17 protein-coding genes are annotated in these 17,311 nt (G+C 53.0%); 8 read left to right on the plus strand and 9 right to left on the minus strand.

Translation table 11 applies throughout. The features are described from left to right. Positions 1–59: 59 nt before the first annotated feature. Entirely contained in the window at positions 60–1,310 is a 1,251-nt protein-coding gene (locus FE839_RS18025) for an MFS transporter (RefSeq protein ID WP_138362156.1), read from the minus strand. Between the two features lie 118 nt (positions 1,311–1,428). Here FE839_RS18025 and FE839_RS18030 point away from each other — a divergent pair, with 118 nt between their 5' ends. From FE839_RS18030 to bioD, 3 genes are all read left to right on the plus strand, one after another. Further along, a complete protein-coding gene (locus FE839_RS18030) occupies positions 1,429–2,322 on the plus strand; it encodes a LysR family transcriptional regulator (RefSeq protein WP_138362157.1) in 894 nt (297 codons plus the stop codon). 133 nt (positions 2,323–2,455) lie between these two features. Beyond that, positions 2,456–3,676, plus strand: coding sequence for a sugar metabolism global transcriptional regulator Mlc (gene mlc / locus FE839_RS18035; RefSeq protein WP_138362158.1), 1,221 nt, complete (start codon positions 2,456–2,458; stop codon positions 3,674–3,676). A 127-nt stretch (positions 3,677–3,803) separates the two neighbouring features. After that, positions 3,804–4,499, plus strand: coding sequence for a dethiobiotin synthase (bioD, locus tag FE839_RS18040; protein ID WP_138362159.1), 696 nt, complete (start codon positions 3,804–3,806; stop codon positions 4,497–4,499). Here the strand turns inward: bioD and clcB are convergent. From clcB to FE839_RS18070, 6 genes are all read right to left on the minus strand, one after another. Beyond that, on the minus strand, positions 4,452–5,747 hold the full coding sequence (clcB, locus tag FE839_RS18045; RefSeq protein WP_138362160.1) for a voltage-gated ClC-type chloride channel ClcB: 1,296 nt from the start codon (positions 5,745–5,747) through the stop codon (positions 4,452–4,454). The genes bioD and clcB overlap by 48 nt on opposite strands. Before the next feature lie 151 nt (positions 5,748–5,898). Continuing rightward, complete coding sequence (dmsD, locus tag FE839_RS18050) at positions 5,899–6,504, minus strand: Tat proofreading chaperone DmsD (RefSeq protein WP_138362161.1); 606 nt, start codon at positions 6,502–6,504, stop codon at positions 5,899–5,901. Between the two features lie 34 nt (positions 6,505–6,538). Then, entirely contained in the window at positions 6,539–7,396 is an 858-nt protein-coding gene (locus FE839_RS18055; protein ID WP_138362162.1) for a DmsC/YnfH family molybdoenzyme membrane anchor subunit, read from the minus strand. Between the two features lies 1 nt (position 7,397). After that, a complete protein-coding gene (locus FE839_RS18060; protein ID WP_138362163.1) occupies positions 7,398–8,015 on the minus strand; it encodes a DMSO/selenate family reductase complex B subunit in 618 nt (205 codons plus the stop codon). A 10-nt stretch (positions 8,016–8,025) separates the two neighbouring features. After that, the gene (gene ynfE, locus FE839_RS18065) at positions 8,026–10,461 is read right to left on the minus strand and encodes a selenate/tellurate reductase subunit YnfE (protein WP_138362164.1); all 2,436 of its coding nucleotides are present in this window, start codon (positions 10,459–10,461) and stop codon (positions 8,026–8,028) included. A gap of 272 nt (positions 10,462–10,733) precedes the next feature. Further along, positions 10,734–10,985: a DUF1161 domain-containing protein gene (locus FE839_RS18070; protein ID WP_138362165.1), complete on the minus strand. Its 252-nt coding sequence runs from the start codon at positions 10,983–10,985 to the stop codon at positions 10,734–10,736. 127 nt (positions 10,986–11,112) lie between these two features. Between FE839_RS18070 and FE839_RS18075 the strand changes: the two genes are divergently transcribed. Beyond that, positions 11,113–11,799: a YnfC family lipoprotein gene (locus FE839_RS18075; RefSeq protein WP_374043519.1), complete on the plus strand. Its 687-nt coding sequence runs from the start codon at positions 11,113–11,115 to the stop codon at positions 11,797–11,799. Here the strand turns inward: FE839_RS18075 and speG are convergent. Both speG and FE839_RS18085 read right to left on the minus strand, forming a co-directional pair. Continuing rightward, positions 11,793–12,353, minus strand: coding sequence for a spermidine N1-acetyltransferase (gene speG, locus FE839_RS18080; RefSeq protein WP_138362167.1), 561 nt, complete (start codon positions 12,351–12,353; stop codon positions 11,793–11,795). The genes FE839_RS18075 and speG overlap by 7 nt on opposite strands. A gap of 56 nt (positions 12,354–12,409) precedes the next feature. Next, positions 12,410–12,751, minus strand: a complete 342-nt coding sequence (locus tag FE839_RS18085) for a DUF1283 family protein (protein WP_138362168.1) — start codon at positions 12,749–12,751, stop codon at positions 12,410–12,412. A 136-nt stretch (positions 12,752–12,887) separates the two neighbouring features. Here FE839_RS18085 and FE839_RS18090 point away from each other — a divergent pair, with 136 nt between their 5' ends. The 4 genes from FE839_RS18090 to FE839_RS18105 all read left to right on the plus strand — a co-directional run bounded on the left by FE839_RS18090 (position 12,888) and on the right by FE839_RS18105 (position 17,295). Continuing rightward, positions 12,888–13,214: a YnfA family protein gene (locus tag FE839_RS18090; protein ID WP_138362169.1), complete on the plus strand. Its 327-nt coding sequence runs from the start codon at positions 12,888–12,890 to the stop codon at positions 13,212–13,214. A 241-nt stretch (positions 13,215–13,455) separates the two neighbouring features. Next, complete coding sequence (manD, locus tag FE839_RS18095; RefSeq protein ID WP_138362170.1) at positions 13,456–14,670, plus strand: D-mannonate dehydratase ManD; 1,215 nt, start codon at positions 13,456–13,458, stop codon at positions 14,668–14,670. A gap of 11 nt (positions 14,671–14,681) precedes the next feature. After that, positions 14,682–15,701 (plus strand): Zn-dependent oxidoreductase, encoded by a 1,020-nt coding sequence (locus FE839_RS18100; protein ID WP_138362171.1) that lies wholly within the window; start codon positions 14,682–14,684, stop codon positions 15,699–15,701. Positions 15,702–15,765: 64 nt separating this feature from the next. Next, a complete protein-coding gene (locus FE839_RS18105; RefSeq protein WP_138362172.1) occupies positions 15,766–17,295 on the plus strand; it encodes an MFS transporter in 1,530 nt (509 codons plus the stop codon). Positions 17,296–17,311 lie beyond the last annotated feature (16 nt).

Raw genomic sequence — 17,311 nt, forward strand, 5'->3', positions numbered from 1 at the left:
CGTAGAGCACTGAGGCGAGAGGTGAGTCACGTGACCAGTTCAGGCCACGTGAACAAATGCTATTTCAGACGATTGTGCAAACACCAGCCGGTCAGCAGGGCCACCATCAGCATCAGGGTGATAAACCCTCCCACGCCATTCCAGCCGTAGTTATGCCAGAAGATGCCGCCCAGCGTGCCCGCGACGCTGGAACCTACATAGTAGCTGAATAAATAGAGCGATGATGCCTGACCGCGGGCGCGGCGCGCACGCGGGCCAATCCAGCTACTGGCTACCGAGTGAGCAGCGAAAAAACCGGCCGAGAACAGCAGCATACCGATAAAAATCAGCCAGAGTGAAGAGAACAACGTGAGCAGCAGGCCGATGAGCATCACCGCGATAAAGAACAGCATCACCGGGCCGCGACCGTAGCGGACCGACATGGCGCCGGCTTTTGGCGAACTCCAGGTGCCGGTCAAATAGACCACTGATAACAGGCCAACAACGGCCTGGCTCAGCGACCACGGCGAGAGCATCAGTCGATAACCGATATAGTTAAACAGGGTGACAAACGACCCCATTAACAGAAAACCTTCGAGGAACAACAACGGCAATCCGCGATCGCGCCAGTGCAGGCGAAAGTTGATTAGCAACGATTTAGGCCGCAGCGAGGTCGGGCGGAAGTGACGCGACTCCGGCAGGATACGCCAGAACATAATTGCCGCCGCCAGGGCGAAACCGCTGATTACCGCCAGCGCAATGCGCCAGCCAAAGAAATCGGTAAACACCCCGGTCAACAGACGCCCGCTCATACCGCCAATAGAGTTACCGCTGATATAAAGCCCCATCGAGAAGGCGACGACGCTGGGGTGAATCTCTTCACTTAGATAGGTCATACCGACCGCCGCGACGCCGCTCAGCGACAGGCCAATTAGCGCGCGCATTATCAGGATCCCATGCCAGCCGGACATCATTGTGGACAGCAGGGAGCAGCAGGAGGCCAGCACCAGCGCGGTCACCATCACCTGCTTGCGGCCAATGGCGTCGGAAAGCGGGCCGGTAAACAGCAGCCCAATCGCCAGCATGGCGGTGGAAATCGACAGCGAGATACTGCTGCTGGCCGGTGAGATACCGAATTCGCGGGAGAGCACCGGCAGGATCGGCTGTACGCAATAGAGCAGCGCAAAGGTTGCCAGTCCGGCGGAAAAGAGAGCGAGGGTGACACGAATAAATTGGGGGGTACCGCGTTTAATAAACTGATTTGGCTGAGGAACGATAATGTCGCTGACATCGCTTGCCGGGACGGTGTCAACGGTAGTTGTACGACTCACGGAAAAATCCTTGGTGATAAACAGTGTGTTAAGTGCCAGACGCTGCACGTATTTAAGGGTATGAAAAGCAAAATATTCTGTCTAATATATTAATAATCTCAAATAAGACGTTTTAAATATGAATATCGAGCTGCGTCATTTGCGTTACTTTATCGCGGTGGCTGAAGAGCTGCATTTTGGCCATGCCGCCGCGCGGTTAAACATTTCCCAGCCGCCCCTTAGCCAGCAGATTCAAATTCTCGAACAGCAAATTGGCGCACGTCTTTTTGCCCGCACTAACCGTAGCGTGAGCCTGACGGAGGCCGGAAAACAGTTTCTGGCCGACAGCCGACAAATCCTCTCTCAGGTAGATGATGCCGCCGCGCGGGCCGCCCGTCTGCATCATGGCGAAACCGGCGAATTGCGCATTGGTTTTACCTCTTCAGCGCCGTTGATTAAGACGGTATCCGACACCCTGTCGACTTTCCGCCGCCGCTACCCTGATGTTCATATCCAGACCCGGGAAACCAATACCCGCGAACAAATTGTGCCGCTTAACGAAGGCGGGCTCGATCTCGGGCTGATGCGTAATACGCAACTGCCGGATACGCTGGTCTGGGAACGAATTTTGCGTGAACCGCTCCTGGCAATGGTCCCTTGCGATCATCCGCTGGCCAGCCAGCCCGGCGTGAGTTTGCGGGAGCTGGCGCGGGAACCGTTCGTGTTTTTCGATCCCCATGTAGGCACCGGGCTGTACGACGATATTCTGGGGTTAATGCGCCGCTATGGCCTGTCGCCGGTTATTACCCAGGAGGTGGGGGAGGCGATGACCATTATCGGACTGGTTGCCGCCGGGCTTGGGGTGTCCATTTTACCTGCTTCGTTTAAGCGAGTTCAGTTGCCGGAAATGCGCTGGTTGCCGATTAAAGAACAGGATGCGGTCTCGGAAATGTGGCTAGTCTGGTCGAAACATCACGAACAGGGGCTGGCGGCTCAGCGCTTACGCGAATCGCTTCTTGCCAGCGCCGAATGATTTTTTTAAGACAAAAATCGCTTAAAAATGTGCAGTAAATCACAAGGCTAAGCAAAAATTTGACGAGTGACGTTGAAGTGCTTCACCATAGCCCAGATTTTATTTCGAAGCGCGAAAATAAAGGGAGTCAACGGTGGTAGCGGACAGTCAGCCAGGGCATATCGATCAAATTAAGCAGACCAATGCGGGCGCTGTTTACCGCCTGATTGATCAGCTTGGCCCGGTTTCGCGTATCGATCTTTCGCGCTTTGCGCAACTGGCGCCTGCCAGTATCACGAAAATCGTGCGCGAAATGCTGGAAGCGCACCTGGTGCAGGAGACGGAAATCCAGGAGCCGGGAAGCCGGGGGCGCCCTGCGGTGGGGCTGATGGTGGAAACGGAGGCCTGGCACTATCTTTCCATCCGTATTAATCGCGGTGAAATCCACCTTGCGCTGCGGGATTTAAGCAGTGCGCTGGTGGTGGAAGAACAACTGGAACTGGCATTGCAACACGTGCAACCTTTTGCGACGCGATTACTTGATCATGTTGACCAGTTTTTTATACGCCATCAGAAAAAACTGGAGCGTTTAACCGCTATCGCCATCACCATGCCGGGAATTATTGACACCGAGAATGGCATCATCCACCGGATGCCTTTTTATGATGACGTTAAGGATATGCCGCTTGGGGAAATACTGGCTAATCATACCGGGGTGTCGGTCTACATTCAGCACGATATCAGCGCCTGGACGATGGCGGAATCGCTGTTTGGCGCATCGCGAGGGGCGCGGGATGTGATTCAGGTGGTTATCGATCATAATGTCGGCGCAGGCGTGATCACCGACGGTCGCCTGCTGCATGCCGGCAGCAGCAGCCTGGTGGAAATCGGTCATACCCAGGTCGATCCTTACGGTAAGCGCTGCTATTGCGGCAACCACGGCTGTCTGGAAACCATCGCCAGCGTGGAGAGCGTGCTGGAGTTAGCCCGGGTGAGAATGGCGAAATCGATGAGTTCGATGCTGCATCAGCAGCCGTTAAGCGTGGAGTGGCTATGTCAGGCGGCATTGCAGGGGGATCTACTGGCGCGGGACATTATCAGCGGCGTCGGGAACCATGTCGGACGGATCCTGGCGATTATGGTCAATCTCTTTAATCCGCAAAAAATCCTTATTGGTTCCCCCTTTAACCAGGCGTCAGATATCCTGTTTCCGGCGATATCTGATTGTATTCGGCAGCAGTCGTTACCGGCGTACAGTCGCCATATCGCGGTAGAAAGCACCCAGTTCTCTAACCGGGGTACGATGGCTGGCGCGGCGCTGGTCAAGGATGCCCTCTATAACGGATCGTTGTTGATACGACTGTTACAGGGTTAACATTTTTTCATATTCACACCAAAAATTGCGCTATCTCAAGCTGACCTCATATGGCATCGCGTAGACTTTTTCCACCGTTGATTATTTCTCTCCTGTATATTTCATCAAAATAACTGTGGGGTTAGTGATGTTTAAGCGTTTCTTCATAACAGGTACTGACACCGCTGTCGGGAAGACAGTGGTTTCCCGTGCGCTGTTACAGGCTCTGGCGGCCAGCGGCAAAAGCGTCGCCGGGTACAAGCCTGTGGCGAAGAGTAGCAAAGAGACGCCGGACGGATTGCGCAACAAAGACGCGCTGGTGTTACAGAGTGTGTCGTCGTTGACGTTACCGTATGATGCTGTCAATCCCATCGCATTAAGCGAAGATGAAAGCAGCGTGGCGCATAGTTTCCCGATCAACTACGGCCTGCTGTCGGATGGGCTGCAGCGTCTGAGCAGTCAGGTCGAGCACGTGGTCGTCGAAGGGACCGGCGGCTGGCGCAGCCTGATGAACGATCTGCGTCCGCTCTCGGAATGGGTAGTACAGGAGCAACTGCCGGTATTAATGGTGGTGGGGATTCAGGAAGGGTGTATTAATCATGCCTTACTGACTGCGCAGGCTATTGCCAATGACGGTTTGCCGCTGATTGGCTGGGTCGCTAACCGCATCAATCCCGGTCTGGCGCATTATGCCGAAATTATCGACGTGCTGAGCAAGAAACTGCCTGCGCCGCTGATCGGCGAACTGCCTTATTTGCCACGAGCCGAACAGCGCGAACTGGGCCGGTATATTGATCTATCGATGCTCGGCGAGGTGATGGCGATAGATAGAATCTCGGCATAGCGTCCGCGACAGCACTGATGCCAGTACGCTGGCAATCAATAAACCGGGCAGTAAAACGTATTGTCCGGTCATTTCGCATATCATCAGCGTTGACATAATCGGCGCGTGAGTAGTGGCCGCCAGGAACGCCGCCATGCCGGTTAAACCCATCATGATCGCCATTTCGGCGCCGCCCTGTAGCCAGATCCCTGTCAGGCTGGCAAACAACATACCAATGCCCAGGCCGACAAAGAGTGTCGGCGTAAAAATCCCGCCCGGCGCGCCGGAACCGCTGCTGGCCAGCACCGCAAACAGTTTGCAGACGAATACCATCAGCATCACGCCGAAGAGCGGTGGCGCCAGGAGATAGCGCTGCACCACACTGTAGCCGTTGCCCCAGACGGCGGGCGCGACCAGCGACAACAGGCCGACGATAATGCCGCCCAGCGCCAGTTGCCACGGCGGTGAAAGGCGTAGCCGGACGAAACAGTGATGGCTAAACCCCATCAGCCTGATGAACAGAGGGCCGCACAGTCCGGCCAGCAACCCGGTAGCCAGCATCAGTGCATATTGTGTCGCCCCCATGTTTTGATGGAATTCAACCTGATACAACGGCGCCGCGCTACCGTTCATCAGATTCGTCAGTAGCAGGGCGATCACGGCGGCAATCACCACCGGGCCCAGCGACGCCAGCATCAGCGTGCCAAATAAGATCTCAGCGATAAACAGGCTGCCAGCTAACGGCGCGTGATAAGCGCTGGCCATCCCGGCGGCGGCACCACAGGCGACCCACAGTTTCCATTCTTCTTTGGGGGTAAAACGGCGCGCGAACAGCGAGGCCGCCAGGGCCGCCAGCAGGATCATCGCCCCCTCGCGGCCAATGGCGCTGCCGGTGGTCACCACCAGCAGGGAGGCCAGCGACTTCACCAGGCTGGCTGGCGTATCAAACACGCCGTCACCTGTCTCAAGGGCTTCCATATAATCGGTCGGCGCATGCGGCCGATCGACCGTCCGGCGTTGCCAGAGCCAAAGCAGAATGCCTGCGCCCAGGCCGCCAAGCGCCGGAGTTAACATCCGACGCCACCAGGGAAGCGCCTTTGCGGCATTGACCAGGCTGCCGCTGTCATTGTCCAGAAACAGGTCTTCCAGTCCGACCATCGCATGGCGAAACAGGGCGACCGCCAGCGCGGCAAAGGCGCCGACTAACATGGCAAACAATAAGCGACGGAACATCACCTGAAGATCAGGATAGCTATGGAGACGTTGCATCAGTGGATACGATTAACAGGAAACAGAGGCTTATTGTGCTGGGAAATAAGAATATACGCAAAAGCTATAAGCATGGATAAACGTGTATAAATGTGAATACGTGACATTGTCACAAAAACATCATGCCTGCCTGACAGGCATGATGCACGGTTTAACGGTAGAGGGGTTTTTCAGCCACCGCGCAGGACAGTTGCGTCTGCCAGTGTGCCAGCGTTTCTTGCGCCAACATGCCCAGCGCCTGATAAAAAGCGTTTCCCGCGTCGGCGACAAATACGCTTAAAAAGCGGCCTGACCACGGAAGCAGGTGCCAGGCAAGAAGCTGGGAGAAGGTTTCATCCTGACCGGACTCGCAGAGCCAGGCGGCCAGCAGCAGCAGCGTCCCGAAGTGGTCTTCAGGTTCTGTGCGTTGCGCCGCCAGACTGATGCCGTTCGCCCGCATCCACTCACGCAACTCCAGCGTTGAGTCGCCGAACAACACGCTCTCTTTATCCAGCCAGACCGAGCCCCACGGCGGCGCGGGCAAAGCCCACGGGCCGATAAACAACCGTTGCCAGGCCTCGGGCAACGGTTCCTCGTCGACAACAGCGAACTGCGCCGCCAGAATGTCCGGGACCGACCAGGGCCACTGACTTCGCCAGCTGCCATCGCGCAGGGCGGCCACTAAGGGGGCCGCCTGCTCGCTATCCGGAGCAAAAGTAAACAACGCGCCCAGCGTACGGGCGCTTAAAGAGATTGCGTTACGGTCATCGGAATGCATGGTTCTATTGTTCCTTAGCAGGTGACTCAGTTGCTTAACCGGCAATGGCTGTGCCGACCGTCATATGCAGGCCATAAAACAGGCCGCGGCCGATAAACTCGCCGAGTAATACCAGTATCAGGCCGGACAGTAAGCTGACGATCTGTGGCGTTTTCCGCCTTGCCAGCGGGCAGATCCAGCAGCCAAGACCCAGCGTCAACAGGACGAAGCGTAATGTTTGCAGCCAGCCATAATCTGGCAACAGCTTGCTGGCCTGTTGCACGGAACTGTGAATGCTCGCCAGTTCGCTACTTTGCAAAATGACAACCGCGAGGCTTGCCAGCAGTGCAAAAGTGCTGATGGAGGCGAACGCTGTACCGTTGAACGTCACGTTGGCCATGCGCAACAGCAGGGCGGCAAACAGCGGCCCGCAGAGTAGCATCGTCAGGAAGAATGCGGCGGTGGTATAGCCATTATACCAGGTGGGAACGGTATCGATTTGGTACACCAGGGTCATTGCAAGGACGAACAGGCAGCCGAGCAGCATGGTGATCAGGAGCCAGGTTTTTGCCAACATCCGCGGCATTTTTCCGAGAAAGCTGAGTAGCCACCAGATTCCGCCTGCCGCGAAGAAGAGCGCCCCAGCGGCAATTTCATTACTTAATGCCGATGACCCGATGCGGTTAAGGGAATTAAATGCCCGGAACGGTGAACCGAGATGAAGGACTGACGCCAGAAAACCCACTCCCATCAACAGCCAGATAAAAAACATGCTGCGCACCAGGCGCTGGCGGGCGTCGGTGTTATTATTCAGCGATAGCCAGCCAGGCCCGGCCACGATCATTGCGCCGGCAACGCTTTGCCCCAGTACCGTAAAGAGCACCAGCGGCCATTCATGCCATCCATTTCCCATTTTAAACCTCCTCTGGATTGGCCAGATAGCCGGTGGTATCGCCGCAAGGGCGCGCATTAACGTTTGGCCTGATGACAATACTCGGCCTGGTGAAGTGCGCAGATGGCAGCGGCGCGACGGCGGAAAGCGGGCCGTATTTTTCACGTAGCGCATCGATCGGGCCAAAGTCGAGCGCCCGCAGCGGGCAGGACTCGACGCAAATCGGCTTTTTACCTTCGGCGACTCTGTCGTAGCAGCCGTCGCATTTTGTCATATGGCCTTTTGTCGCATTGTACTGCGGTGCGCCGTACGGACAGGCCATATGGCAGTAGCGGCAGCCGATACAGACCGCTTCATCCACCACCACAAAACCGTCATCGCGTTTATGCATTGCTCCGCTGGGACACACTTTCGTGCAGGCCGGGTCTTCGCAGTGGTTACAGGCGATGGAGAGGTAATAGGCGAAGACGTTTTGATTCCAGACGCCGTTATCTTCCAGCCAGTCGCCGCCGGCATACTCATAGATGCGGCGAAAGCTGACGTCAGGGGTTAAGTTTTTATAATCCTTACAGGCCAGCTCGCAGGTTTTACAACCGGTACAGCGGGCGGAATCGATAAAAAATCCATATTGAACGCTCATGGTTTACTCCTTAAACCTTCTCGATTTCGACCAGATTGGTGTGCTGCGGATTGCCTTTCGCCAGCGGTGAAGGACGCTGAGTGGTCAGCGTATTGATACAGGAGCCGTAATCGACGCGATCGCCGTTCATATTGGCGTCATGCCAGGCTCCCTGGCCCATTGCCGACACGCCGGGCATGATCCGCGGGGTGACTTTAGCCGGGATGCGTAACTCGCCGCGGGTGTTGAATACGCGCACCATATCGCCGTTTTTGATCCCGCGTTTTTCAGCATCCAGCGGGTTAATCCACACTTCCTGGCGGCAGGCGGCCTGGAGCACATCAACGTTGCCATAGCTGGAGTGGGTGCGTGCTTTATAGTGGAAGCCAAACAGTTGCAGCGGAAACTTATCGCGCAACGGGTCATCCCAGCCTTCGAAGGTGGCGGCGTAGATCGGCAGCGGGCTGATGGTCTCGTCCTTTTCCAGTTGCCATGTCGCGGCAATGTCCGCCAGGCGGCTGGCGTAAATTTCGATTTTACCCGAGGGGGTTTTTAACGGGTTGGCAATGGGGTCTGCGCGGAAATCACGATAGGCAACAAAATGACCGTTGGGATCTTTACGTTTGTAAATCCCCATTTTTTTCAGTTCGTCATAGCCCGGCAGCGCGGGATCTCTGGCCAGCATTTTTGTATACAGATAGCGTAGCCACTGCTCCTGGGTGCGGCCTTCGGTAAATTTCTGATAGATATCATCGCCAAGACGTTTCGCCACTTCGCTGAGGATCCAGTAGATTGGCTTGCGTTCGAATTTGGCAGAGGTGACCGGTTGACTGAAAATAAGATAACCCATGTTACCGGCATAATCGTTAGGGATGATATCTTCTTGCTCCACGGTCATCAGGTCCGGCAGCAGGATGTCGGCGTATTTTGCCGATGAGGTCATAAAGTTTTCGATAACCACGATCATCTCGCATTTGCTCTCATCCTGCAGGATCGTGTGAGTCTTATTAATATCGGAGTGCTGGTTGGTGATGGTGTTACCGGCGTAGTTCCAGAGGAATTTAATCGGCACATCCAGCTTATCCTTACCGCGCACGCCGTCGCGGGTGGCGGTCATTTCCGGGCCGCGCGCGATGGCGTCGGTCCAGCTAAAGCAGGAGATAGCGGTTTTCACCGGATTTTCCAGCACCGGTAGCCGTTCAATGGTGATGGTATACGTGGATTCGCGCGCGCCGCTGTTGCCGCCGCTAATGCCAACGTTGCCGGTGAGTATGGGTAACATGGCGATGGCGCGGGCGGTCAGCTCACCGTTAGCCTGGCGCTGAGGCCCCCATCCCTGGCAAATATAGGCAGGCTTAGCGCTGCCGATTTCCCGGGCCAGTTTGACAATGCGGTCGGCAGGGATGCCGGTGATGCGTGAGGCCCATTGCGGGGTTTTGGCAATGCCATCATCACCGTCGCCAAGGATATATGCCTTGTAATGCCCGTTCGCCGGGGCATCAGCCGGCAGTGTTTTTTCATCGTAACCGATGCAATAGTGGTCGAGGAACGGCTGATCAACCAGGTTTTCATTAATCAGAACCCAGGCGAGCCCCGCTACCAGCGCGGCGTCGGTGCCGGGACGGATTGGCAGCCACTCATCCTCCCGCCCGGCGGCGGTGTCGGTATAACGGGGATCGATAACAATCATTCGCGCGTTTGAACGCGCGCGCGCCTGTTCTAAGTAATAAGTGATACCACCGCCGCTCATGCGGGTTTCCGCCGGGTTATTGCCAAACATCACCACCAGTTTGCTGTTTTCAATATCGGAGGTGCTGTTGCCAAGGTTGCTGCCGTAAGTGTAGGGCATGGCGCAGGCAATTTGCGCGGTGCTATAGGTACCATACTGATTTAGCGAACCGCCATAGCAGTTCATCAGGCGCCTTACGGTGGAGGCCGATGGTGAGGAACGGGTTATATTGCCGCCAACGATCCCGGAGGTGTAGTTAATATAGACCGCTTCGTTACCGTAATCCTGAACGATTCTTTTGAGATTGTCGGCAATCGTATCCAGCGCCTCATCCCAACTGATACGCGCAAACTTGCCTTCGCCGCGTTTGCCAATGCGTTTCATTGGGTAATTGAGACGGTCCGGGTGGTTGATGCGTCGGCGAATAGAGCGGCCACGCAGACAGGCGCGCACCTGATGATCGCCATAAATATCCGTGCCGGTGTTATCCGTTTCGACCCAGATAACTTCGTCATCGCGCACATGCGAACGCAGGGCGCAGCGGCTACCGCAGTTGACCGAACAGGCGCCCCAGACAATGCGTTCCTCGCCGCGCGTGGCGTCCTGTACGGCAGCGGCGGCGTTGCGCAAACTGAAAGGCAACGACAGGCCGCCAGCCGCAAGGGCCAGGGAACCAAGAGCCGATGATTTAATTAGCGTTCGACGGCTAACCCCGCCGTGATTTTCATGATTAGACATTTCTCACTCCATGATCTTGTTATAATGCGCATGCAACGACACTGCTGCTGTTCAGCATGTAGAGTGAGAAATCATACTTAAAAGGGGTCAGGCAGATCTTATCCCCGGTCAACCGAGGGATAAGACCTTTATACCCGTCATACTTCAAGTTGCTTGTGCGTTGGCTACGTTCGTACACCCCAGTCACTTACTCCTGTAAGCTCCTGGGGATTCTCTCACTTGCCGCCTTCACGCAACTCAAATTATTTTGGGTATACAACAAAACGGCGGGGTTACTGCGCGTCGCTGTCGCGAGTGTAGATGATTTTAAAGGTATCATTGGCGCAATGGCCAACAACTTGCGCCCCGGGCTGATCGGGTTGATCGCTCGGCACAATCGTCAGGCTGAAGCCAGAGGCGGGAACGCCGTTATTGATGATTTTTTGCTGAATCTCGTTTTTAACCCGTTCGCATGAGTTCGGCGCAGCCAAAGCGGATGCCGAACCCAGCAGCAGTGCCGCGCATAGCCAGGGGGAACGTTTCATCACAAACTCCTGATTGATATTATCCAGATTTTAAGCATAGCAGAAGTCAGGTAAACAATTGTATTTGCTAATATGATTGTATGATGCAAAAAAGGAATCGCAGGTGAAAATACGATTTTTTCTGCTAATGGCAATATGGGCACTCAGCGGCTGTGATGAAAAAGCGCCGCCGCAGGCGTTTACGCCGGAAATGGCCAGCTTTTCCAATGAGTTTGAATTCGATCCGCTACGCGGGCCAGTGAAAGCGTTTAGCCAGAAACTGTATAATCAACACGATGAAGAAGTGAAGTGGGTGAAAGGGCGCCTGTCCCGTGAAGGCTGTTTCGATCTGCTGGCGTTTCAGGATCGGGAGAATCGCACCGGCGCGGTTTTAGTCCTTGACGCTAACTACTATCTTGATGCGCAAAGTCATGAAAAGCGCCTGCGTTTGCAGGGGAAATGCCAACTGGCGGAGATGCCATCGGCGGGCGTGTTGTGGGAAACCGATGATAACGGGTTCGTCGCCACCGCCCGTGCCGGGGCGAGCGTCACGACATACCGCTACGATAGCGAAGGCTATCCGTTAGGTAAAACGACGGTTGCTAACGATGATCGTTTGACGGTGAGCTCAACCCCATCCGCCGATCCGCGGAAAAAACTGGACTATACCGCAGTAAGCATATTCAACCATCGCACGTTGGGCCACGTGAGTCAGAGCTGTGATTACGATAGCCATGACAACCCGGTCAGTTGCGAGCTTCAGGTCATTGATGACAGCGTACAGCCGTCGGTAACACGCCGTTATACCATCAAAAATAGCATTGAGTATTACTGAGCCGTTGGCTTCAGCAGCGTCTGGCCCGGCGTTTTATGCTCTGCCAGGTACTGGTGCTGGAACAGGCACATGCGGATGGTGTTGCGGTATTCACCGTTAATAAAGAATTCGTGAATCAGTTCGCCTTCCACCATAAAACCGAGTTTGCGGTAGATATGGATCGCTTTTTCATTCTCTTTATCCACGATGAGGTACAGCTTATAGAGGTTGAGCACCATAAAACCGTAGTCCATCGCCAGTTTCGCCGCGCGGGTGGCCAGGCCTTTTCCCTGATAATCCGGGGAGATAATTATCTGGAATTCAGCGCGGCGGTGAACATGGTTTATTTCCACCAGTTCAACCAGACCAGCCTTCTGTTCGTCGCATTCAATAACAAAGCGGCGCTCACTTTGATCGTGGATATGTTTATCATACAGGTCAGAAAGCTCTACAAAGGCTTCATAGGGTTCTTCAAACCAGTAGCGCATGACGCTGGCGTTGTTGTCGAGCTGATGGACGAAACGCAGGTCTTCGCGTTCTAGCGGGCGGAGTTTGACGTGATAAGCGTCAGTCATGGGAATTCCTGTGCGTTTGTGCGGGGATGAATGATGGCGCCCGCAGGCGCCAGATATTACGGCGTGATAACGCGGCCAGTACGACGATCAAGGCAGCGCAGGGTATTAGGTTCCCAGTAGGCGTTAACGTTCGCGCTCTTCTGGCAATTGTCCTGGGCATCAAAAGCCACGTCGGCTTTGTCCCACTCTTTCTCTACGCGTTTGTTGACCTTCTGGCGTAACGAACGGGTATCGTTCCACTGCTCTTTTTCCATTGCGGCCTGCTGGCGGCTTTGGGCGCTATCGCCGGACTCAATCACCAGCGTGTCGGTTTTGGCAAATGACGATGCGGTAAAGACCATCGCGCTCATTGCCAGCAGGGCGGTCAGGCACCAGCGTTTGTTCAGTGTCATATTCATCACGATTTCCTTTAAGTGATCCCCTTCGACTCAGTTTACTATATCTCTTTTCGGCAGCATATCCGACAAAACAGAGTAACCTGCGGTTATTATTGCGTAGAATGTGTTAACGATTATTAAACTCATGAATCTTTGAATGTTAAAAACGACGCTGCTTTTCTTTGCTACTGCGCTGTGTGAAATCATTGGTTGTTATCTCCCCTGGTTATGGTTAAAACGCGGGGCGACCTCCTGGTTGCTGCTGCCGACCGGCGTGGCGCTGACGCTGTTTGTCTGGCTTCTCACGCTTCACCCGGAAGCCAGCGGCCGTGTATATGCTGCTTACGGCGGGGTTTATGTTTGCACCGCGCTGCTGTGGTTGCGTTTCGTCGATGGCGTAAAACTCAGCCATTATGACTGGGCTGGCGCGCTGATTGCGCTGTGCGGGATGCTGATCATTGTCGCGGGCTGGGGGCGCGCATAGTGCGTCTGGGGGCGCGCATAGTGCGTTTTCGCGGTTAAGACGAGGGGCAGAAGATACTGTCCCGGTTGCTTTTATTGTTATGTTTTTCCTCAACGGGCTGCTTGATTTTTTCTTTTTTCTTCTTTTTTTGCCTTACGAGATAACGTGATCGGCAGCATGTTTTTTGATCGTTATACTTGTATGGTAGTAGGTCTGATGATTTAATTTTCTCTACTAACCGCACAGAAGTAAGGAATAAGAAATGAAGATCGTTGCCGCTGAAGTTTTCGTCACCTGTCCGGGACGTAACTTTGTCACTCTTAAGATCACCACGGATGATGGCATCGTCGGCTTAGGTGACGCCACGCTGAACGGCCGCGAGCTGTCCGTTGCATCGTATTTACGGGATCACCTTTGTCCGCAACTGGTGGGGCGTGATGCGCACCGTATTGAAGATATCTGGCAGTTTTTCTACAAGGGCGCTTACTGGCGTCGTGGGCCGGTAACGGTGTCGGCGATTTCCGCCATCGATATGGCGCTGTGGGATATTAAGGCCAAAGCGGCGGGCATGCCGTTGTATCAATTGCTGGGGGGGGCATCGCGGGAAGGCGTGATGGTTTACTGCCATACCACCGGTCATTCGATTGATGAAGTGCTTGATGATTATGCGCGTCATAAAGAGATGGGGTTCAAGGCCATTCGCGTACAGTGCGGGGTGCCGGGTATGAAAACCACCTACGGGATGGCGAAAGGCAAAGGCCAGGCCTACGAACCTGCGACCAAAGGCCAGTGGCCGGAAGAACAGCTATGGTCAACAGAAAAATACCTTGATTTTACGCCGCAGCTGTTTGCCGCCGTGCGGGAAAAATTTGGCTTCAACGAGCACTTACTTCATGACATGCATCACCGCCTGACGCCGATTGAAGCGGCCCGTTTTGGTAAGAGCATCGAAGATTACCGTCTGTTCTGGATGGAAGATCCCACTCCGGCGGAGAATCAGGCATGTTTCCGCTTAATTCGTCAGCACACCGTCACGCCAATTGCGGTAGGGGAAGTGTTTAACAGCATCTGGGATTGTAAGCAGCTGATTGAAGAGCAACTGATTGACTACATTCGTACGACCATCACTCACGCGGGCGGGATCACGGGGATGCGCCGCATCGCCGATTTTGCGTCGCTTTATCAGGTGCGTACCGGTTCACATGGTCCGTCCGATCTGTCACCAATTTGCATGGCCGCCGCGCTGCATTTCGACTTGTCGGTGCCGAATTTTGGCGTTCAGGAGTATATGGGCTATTCGGCACAAATGCTGGAAGTCTTCCCACATAGCTGGACGTTTGATAACGGTTATATGCATCCGGGCGAAAAACCGGGCCTGGGTATTGAGTTCGATGAAAAGCTGGCGGCGAAATATCCCTATGAACCGGCTTATTTACCGGTCGCCCGCCTGGAAGATGGCACGCTGTGGAACTGGTAAGGGGAGAAGAAATGAAAAGTATTGTAATTCGTCAGCCTAATGAATTGGTGATTGAGGAGCGTCCTCTTGCGCAACCGGCTGCGGGGGAGGTGCGGGTAAAAGTGAAACTGGCAGGAATATGTGGTTCCGATAGCCATATATTTCGTGGGCATAATCCGTTTGCCAAATATCCGCGGGTGATTGGTCATGAGTTTTTTGGCGTGATTGACGCTGTGGGTGAGGGGGTAGAACCGTCACGTGTGGGGGAGCGCGTTTCTGTTGATCCGGTGATCAGTTGTGGGCATTGCTATCCGTGCTCAGTGGGAAAGCCGAATGTTTGTACCTCTTTGGTGGTGCTTGGCGTGCATCGGGACGGCGGATTTAGCGAATACGTGGCGGTTCCCGCGCACAATGCATGGAAAATTCCGGACGCTATAAATGATGAACATGCTGTAATGGTAGAACCGTTTACTATAGCGGCCAACGCTACCGGGCAGCTAAATCCACGTGAAGATGATATTGCGTTGATCTATGGTGCCGGTCCGATGGGACTAACCACCGTTCAGGCGCTTAAAGGAGTATATAAAGTAAGTCAGGTGATTGTTGCTGATCGTATTGATGAGCGTCTTGATATGGCTAAACGCAGCGGCGCCGATATTGTGCTCAACAATACTGACCGTAGTCTGAAAGAGATTCTCATGGAGAAAAGAATAAAGCCTACTTTGATTGTAGATGCCGCATGCCATCCGACTATTTTACAGGAGGCGATTGAACTGGCATCACCGGCTGCTCGAATTGTGATTATGGGGTTCTCCTCTACGCCCAGCCAAATCATTCAACAAGGAATTACTGGTAAGGAGATTTCAATTTTTTCTACACGATTGAATGCGAATAAATTCCCGGTTGTTATTGATTGGCTTGCTAAAGGGTTAATTGACCCAAATAAATTAGTTACACATAAGTTTGATTACCAGCACGTTGCAGATGCAATTGAGCTTTTTGAAAAGGATCAAAAGCATTGCTGCAAGGTGCTTTTGAAATTCAACGAGTAGTATCCGTTGTTAGGGCGAAAGTGTTACATCTTACCTCTAAAAAATACATTCATGAGGATGTAAAATGATTAATCGTGAAATGGATAAGCCAATAAAGCTAAAAAATATGCTGGCTTATGGTGGTGGTGATTTCTTTGGCGGTGGTAGTTTTGCAGTACTTGGCTTATGGTTAATGTTCTTTTATACAACCTATGCCGGTTTAAGCCCAGCTCAGGCTGGCGCGGTTATTGCTATTGCTCGTCTTCTTGACGCATTCTTTGACCCGTTAATGGGTTATGTTACTGATAATTTTTACAGAACAAAGGTTGGCCAGAAATTTGGACGAAGAGGTTTTTTCTTTTTGTTTGGCGGGCCACTGGTAATGTTTACCTACATTATCATGTGGATTGACGGGATGGGGTTCTTCTATTATCTTTCCACATATATTCTTTTTTATGCTGCTTATACTTTAGTGATTGTTCCTTATGAAACATTAGCCGCAGAGATGACTAATGATTTCAAAGAGCGCTCTAAGTTGACCGGGGTTAGGATGTTCTTTTCTACCGGTGCAGGGATTCTCGCTGCGTGGCTTCCTGGGCGGATCATCGGCTTTCTAGGGGATAGCAACCCATCCTCATTCCTGTATATGGGGGTTATCTTTGGCGTATTGTTCGCTGTAGTTATCATATGCTTGTACCTGTTTACATGGGAACGAGCTATAGCTTTTGACCCTGATTCTCCGAAAAAGAATTTCACTGAGGATATGAAGCAGTTGTTTCGCTCGCTGGTGTCTACATTCCACTTAAGAACATTCAGGCAGCATGTCGGTATGTACCTTGGCGCCTATGTGGCACTTGATGTCCTCGGAGCTATTCTAGCCTACTACATTATTTTTGTTCTTGGTGAGAACGCAGTTAATGCTTCAAATGCGTTAACGTTTATGACTATCGTTCAATTCTTGTGTGTAGCGTTGTTTATTACCCTTTGTATTAAGTTTGGTAACGGTAAGTCATATAAAATCGCTCAAGGTTTTATGTTGTTAAGCGTAGCCTTGTTTTTATGCATTCATTTGTTTTCTCTGCCATATAGTTCGTGGCTGGTATATGTCGCGGCATTACTGATGGGAGTGGGTCGCTCTGGAACCTATTATGTTTGCTGGAATATTTATAGTTTTATTCCTGATGTTGATGAAATGCTTACTGGAAAACGGCGGGAAGGTATTTTTGCTGGTGTAATGACATTTGTTCGTAAGGCTGTTCAGGCTCTGGCACTATTTCTGGTTGGTGTGATTCTACAAGAGTATGGGTTTGTCGCAAAGAGCGCTACACAAAGCCCTGAAACAATTCATGGTATTGTAATGGTCTTTGGTATCGGGTCTGTTGCATTCCTCATCTTCGGAATCCTTTGTTCATTGAAGTTCAAACTCACTCAGAAAAACCATTCTGTACTTGTTGCTGAAATCAGTCGACTAAAAAATAGTGGTAGTAAGAAAAATGTAACACCAGAAGCAAAAGAAGTGGCCGAATTATTGACCGGCTGGGACTACGAATACCTGTGGGGGAACAACAAAGTTTCTCGTGAGGGTAATGCTTTATCCAGAGCATCAGAAAGTTAATACTGAATATATAAAG

Origin of the sequence: Klebsiella indica (assembly GCF_005860775.1) — a bacterium.
GTDB lineage: Bacteria > Pseudomonadota > Gammaproteobacteria > Enterobacterales > Enterobacteriaceae > Klebsiella > Klebsiella indica.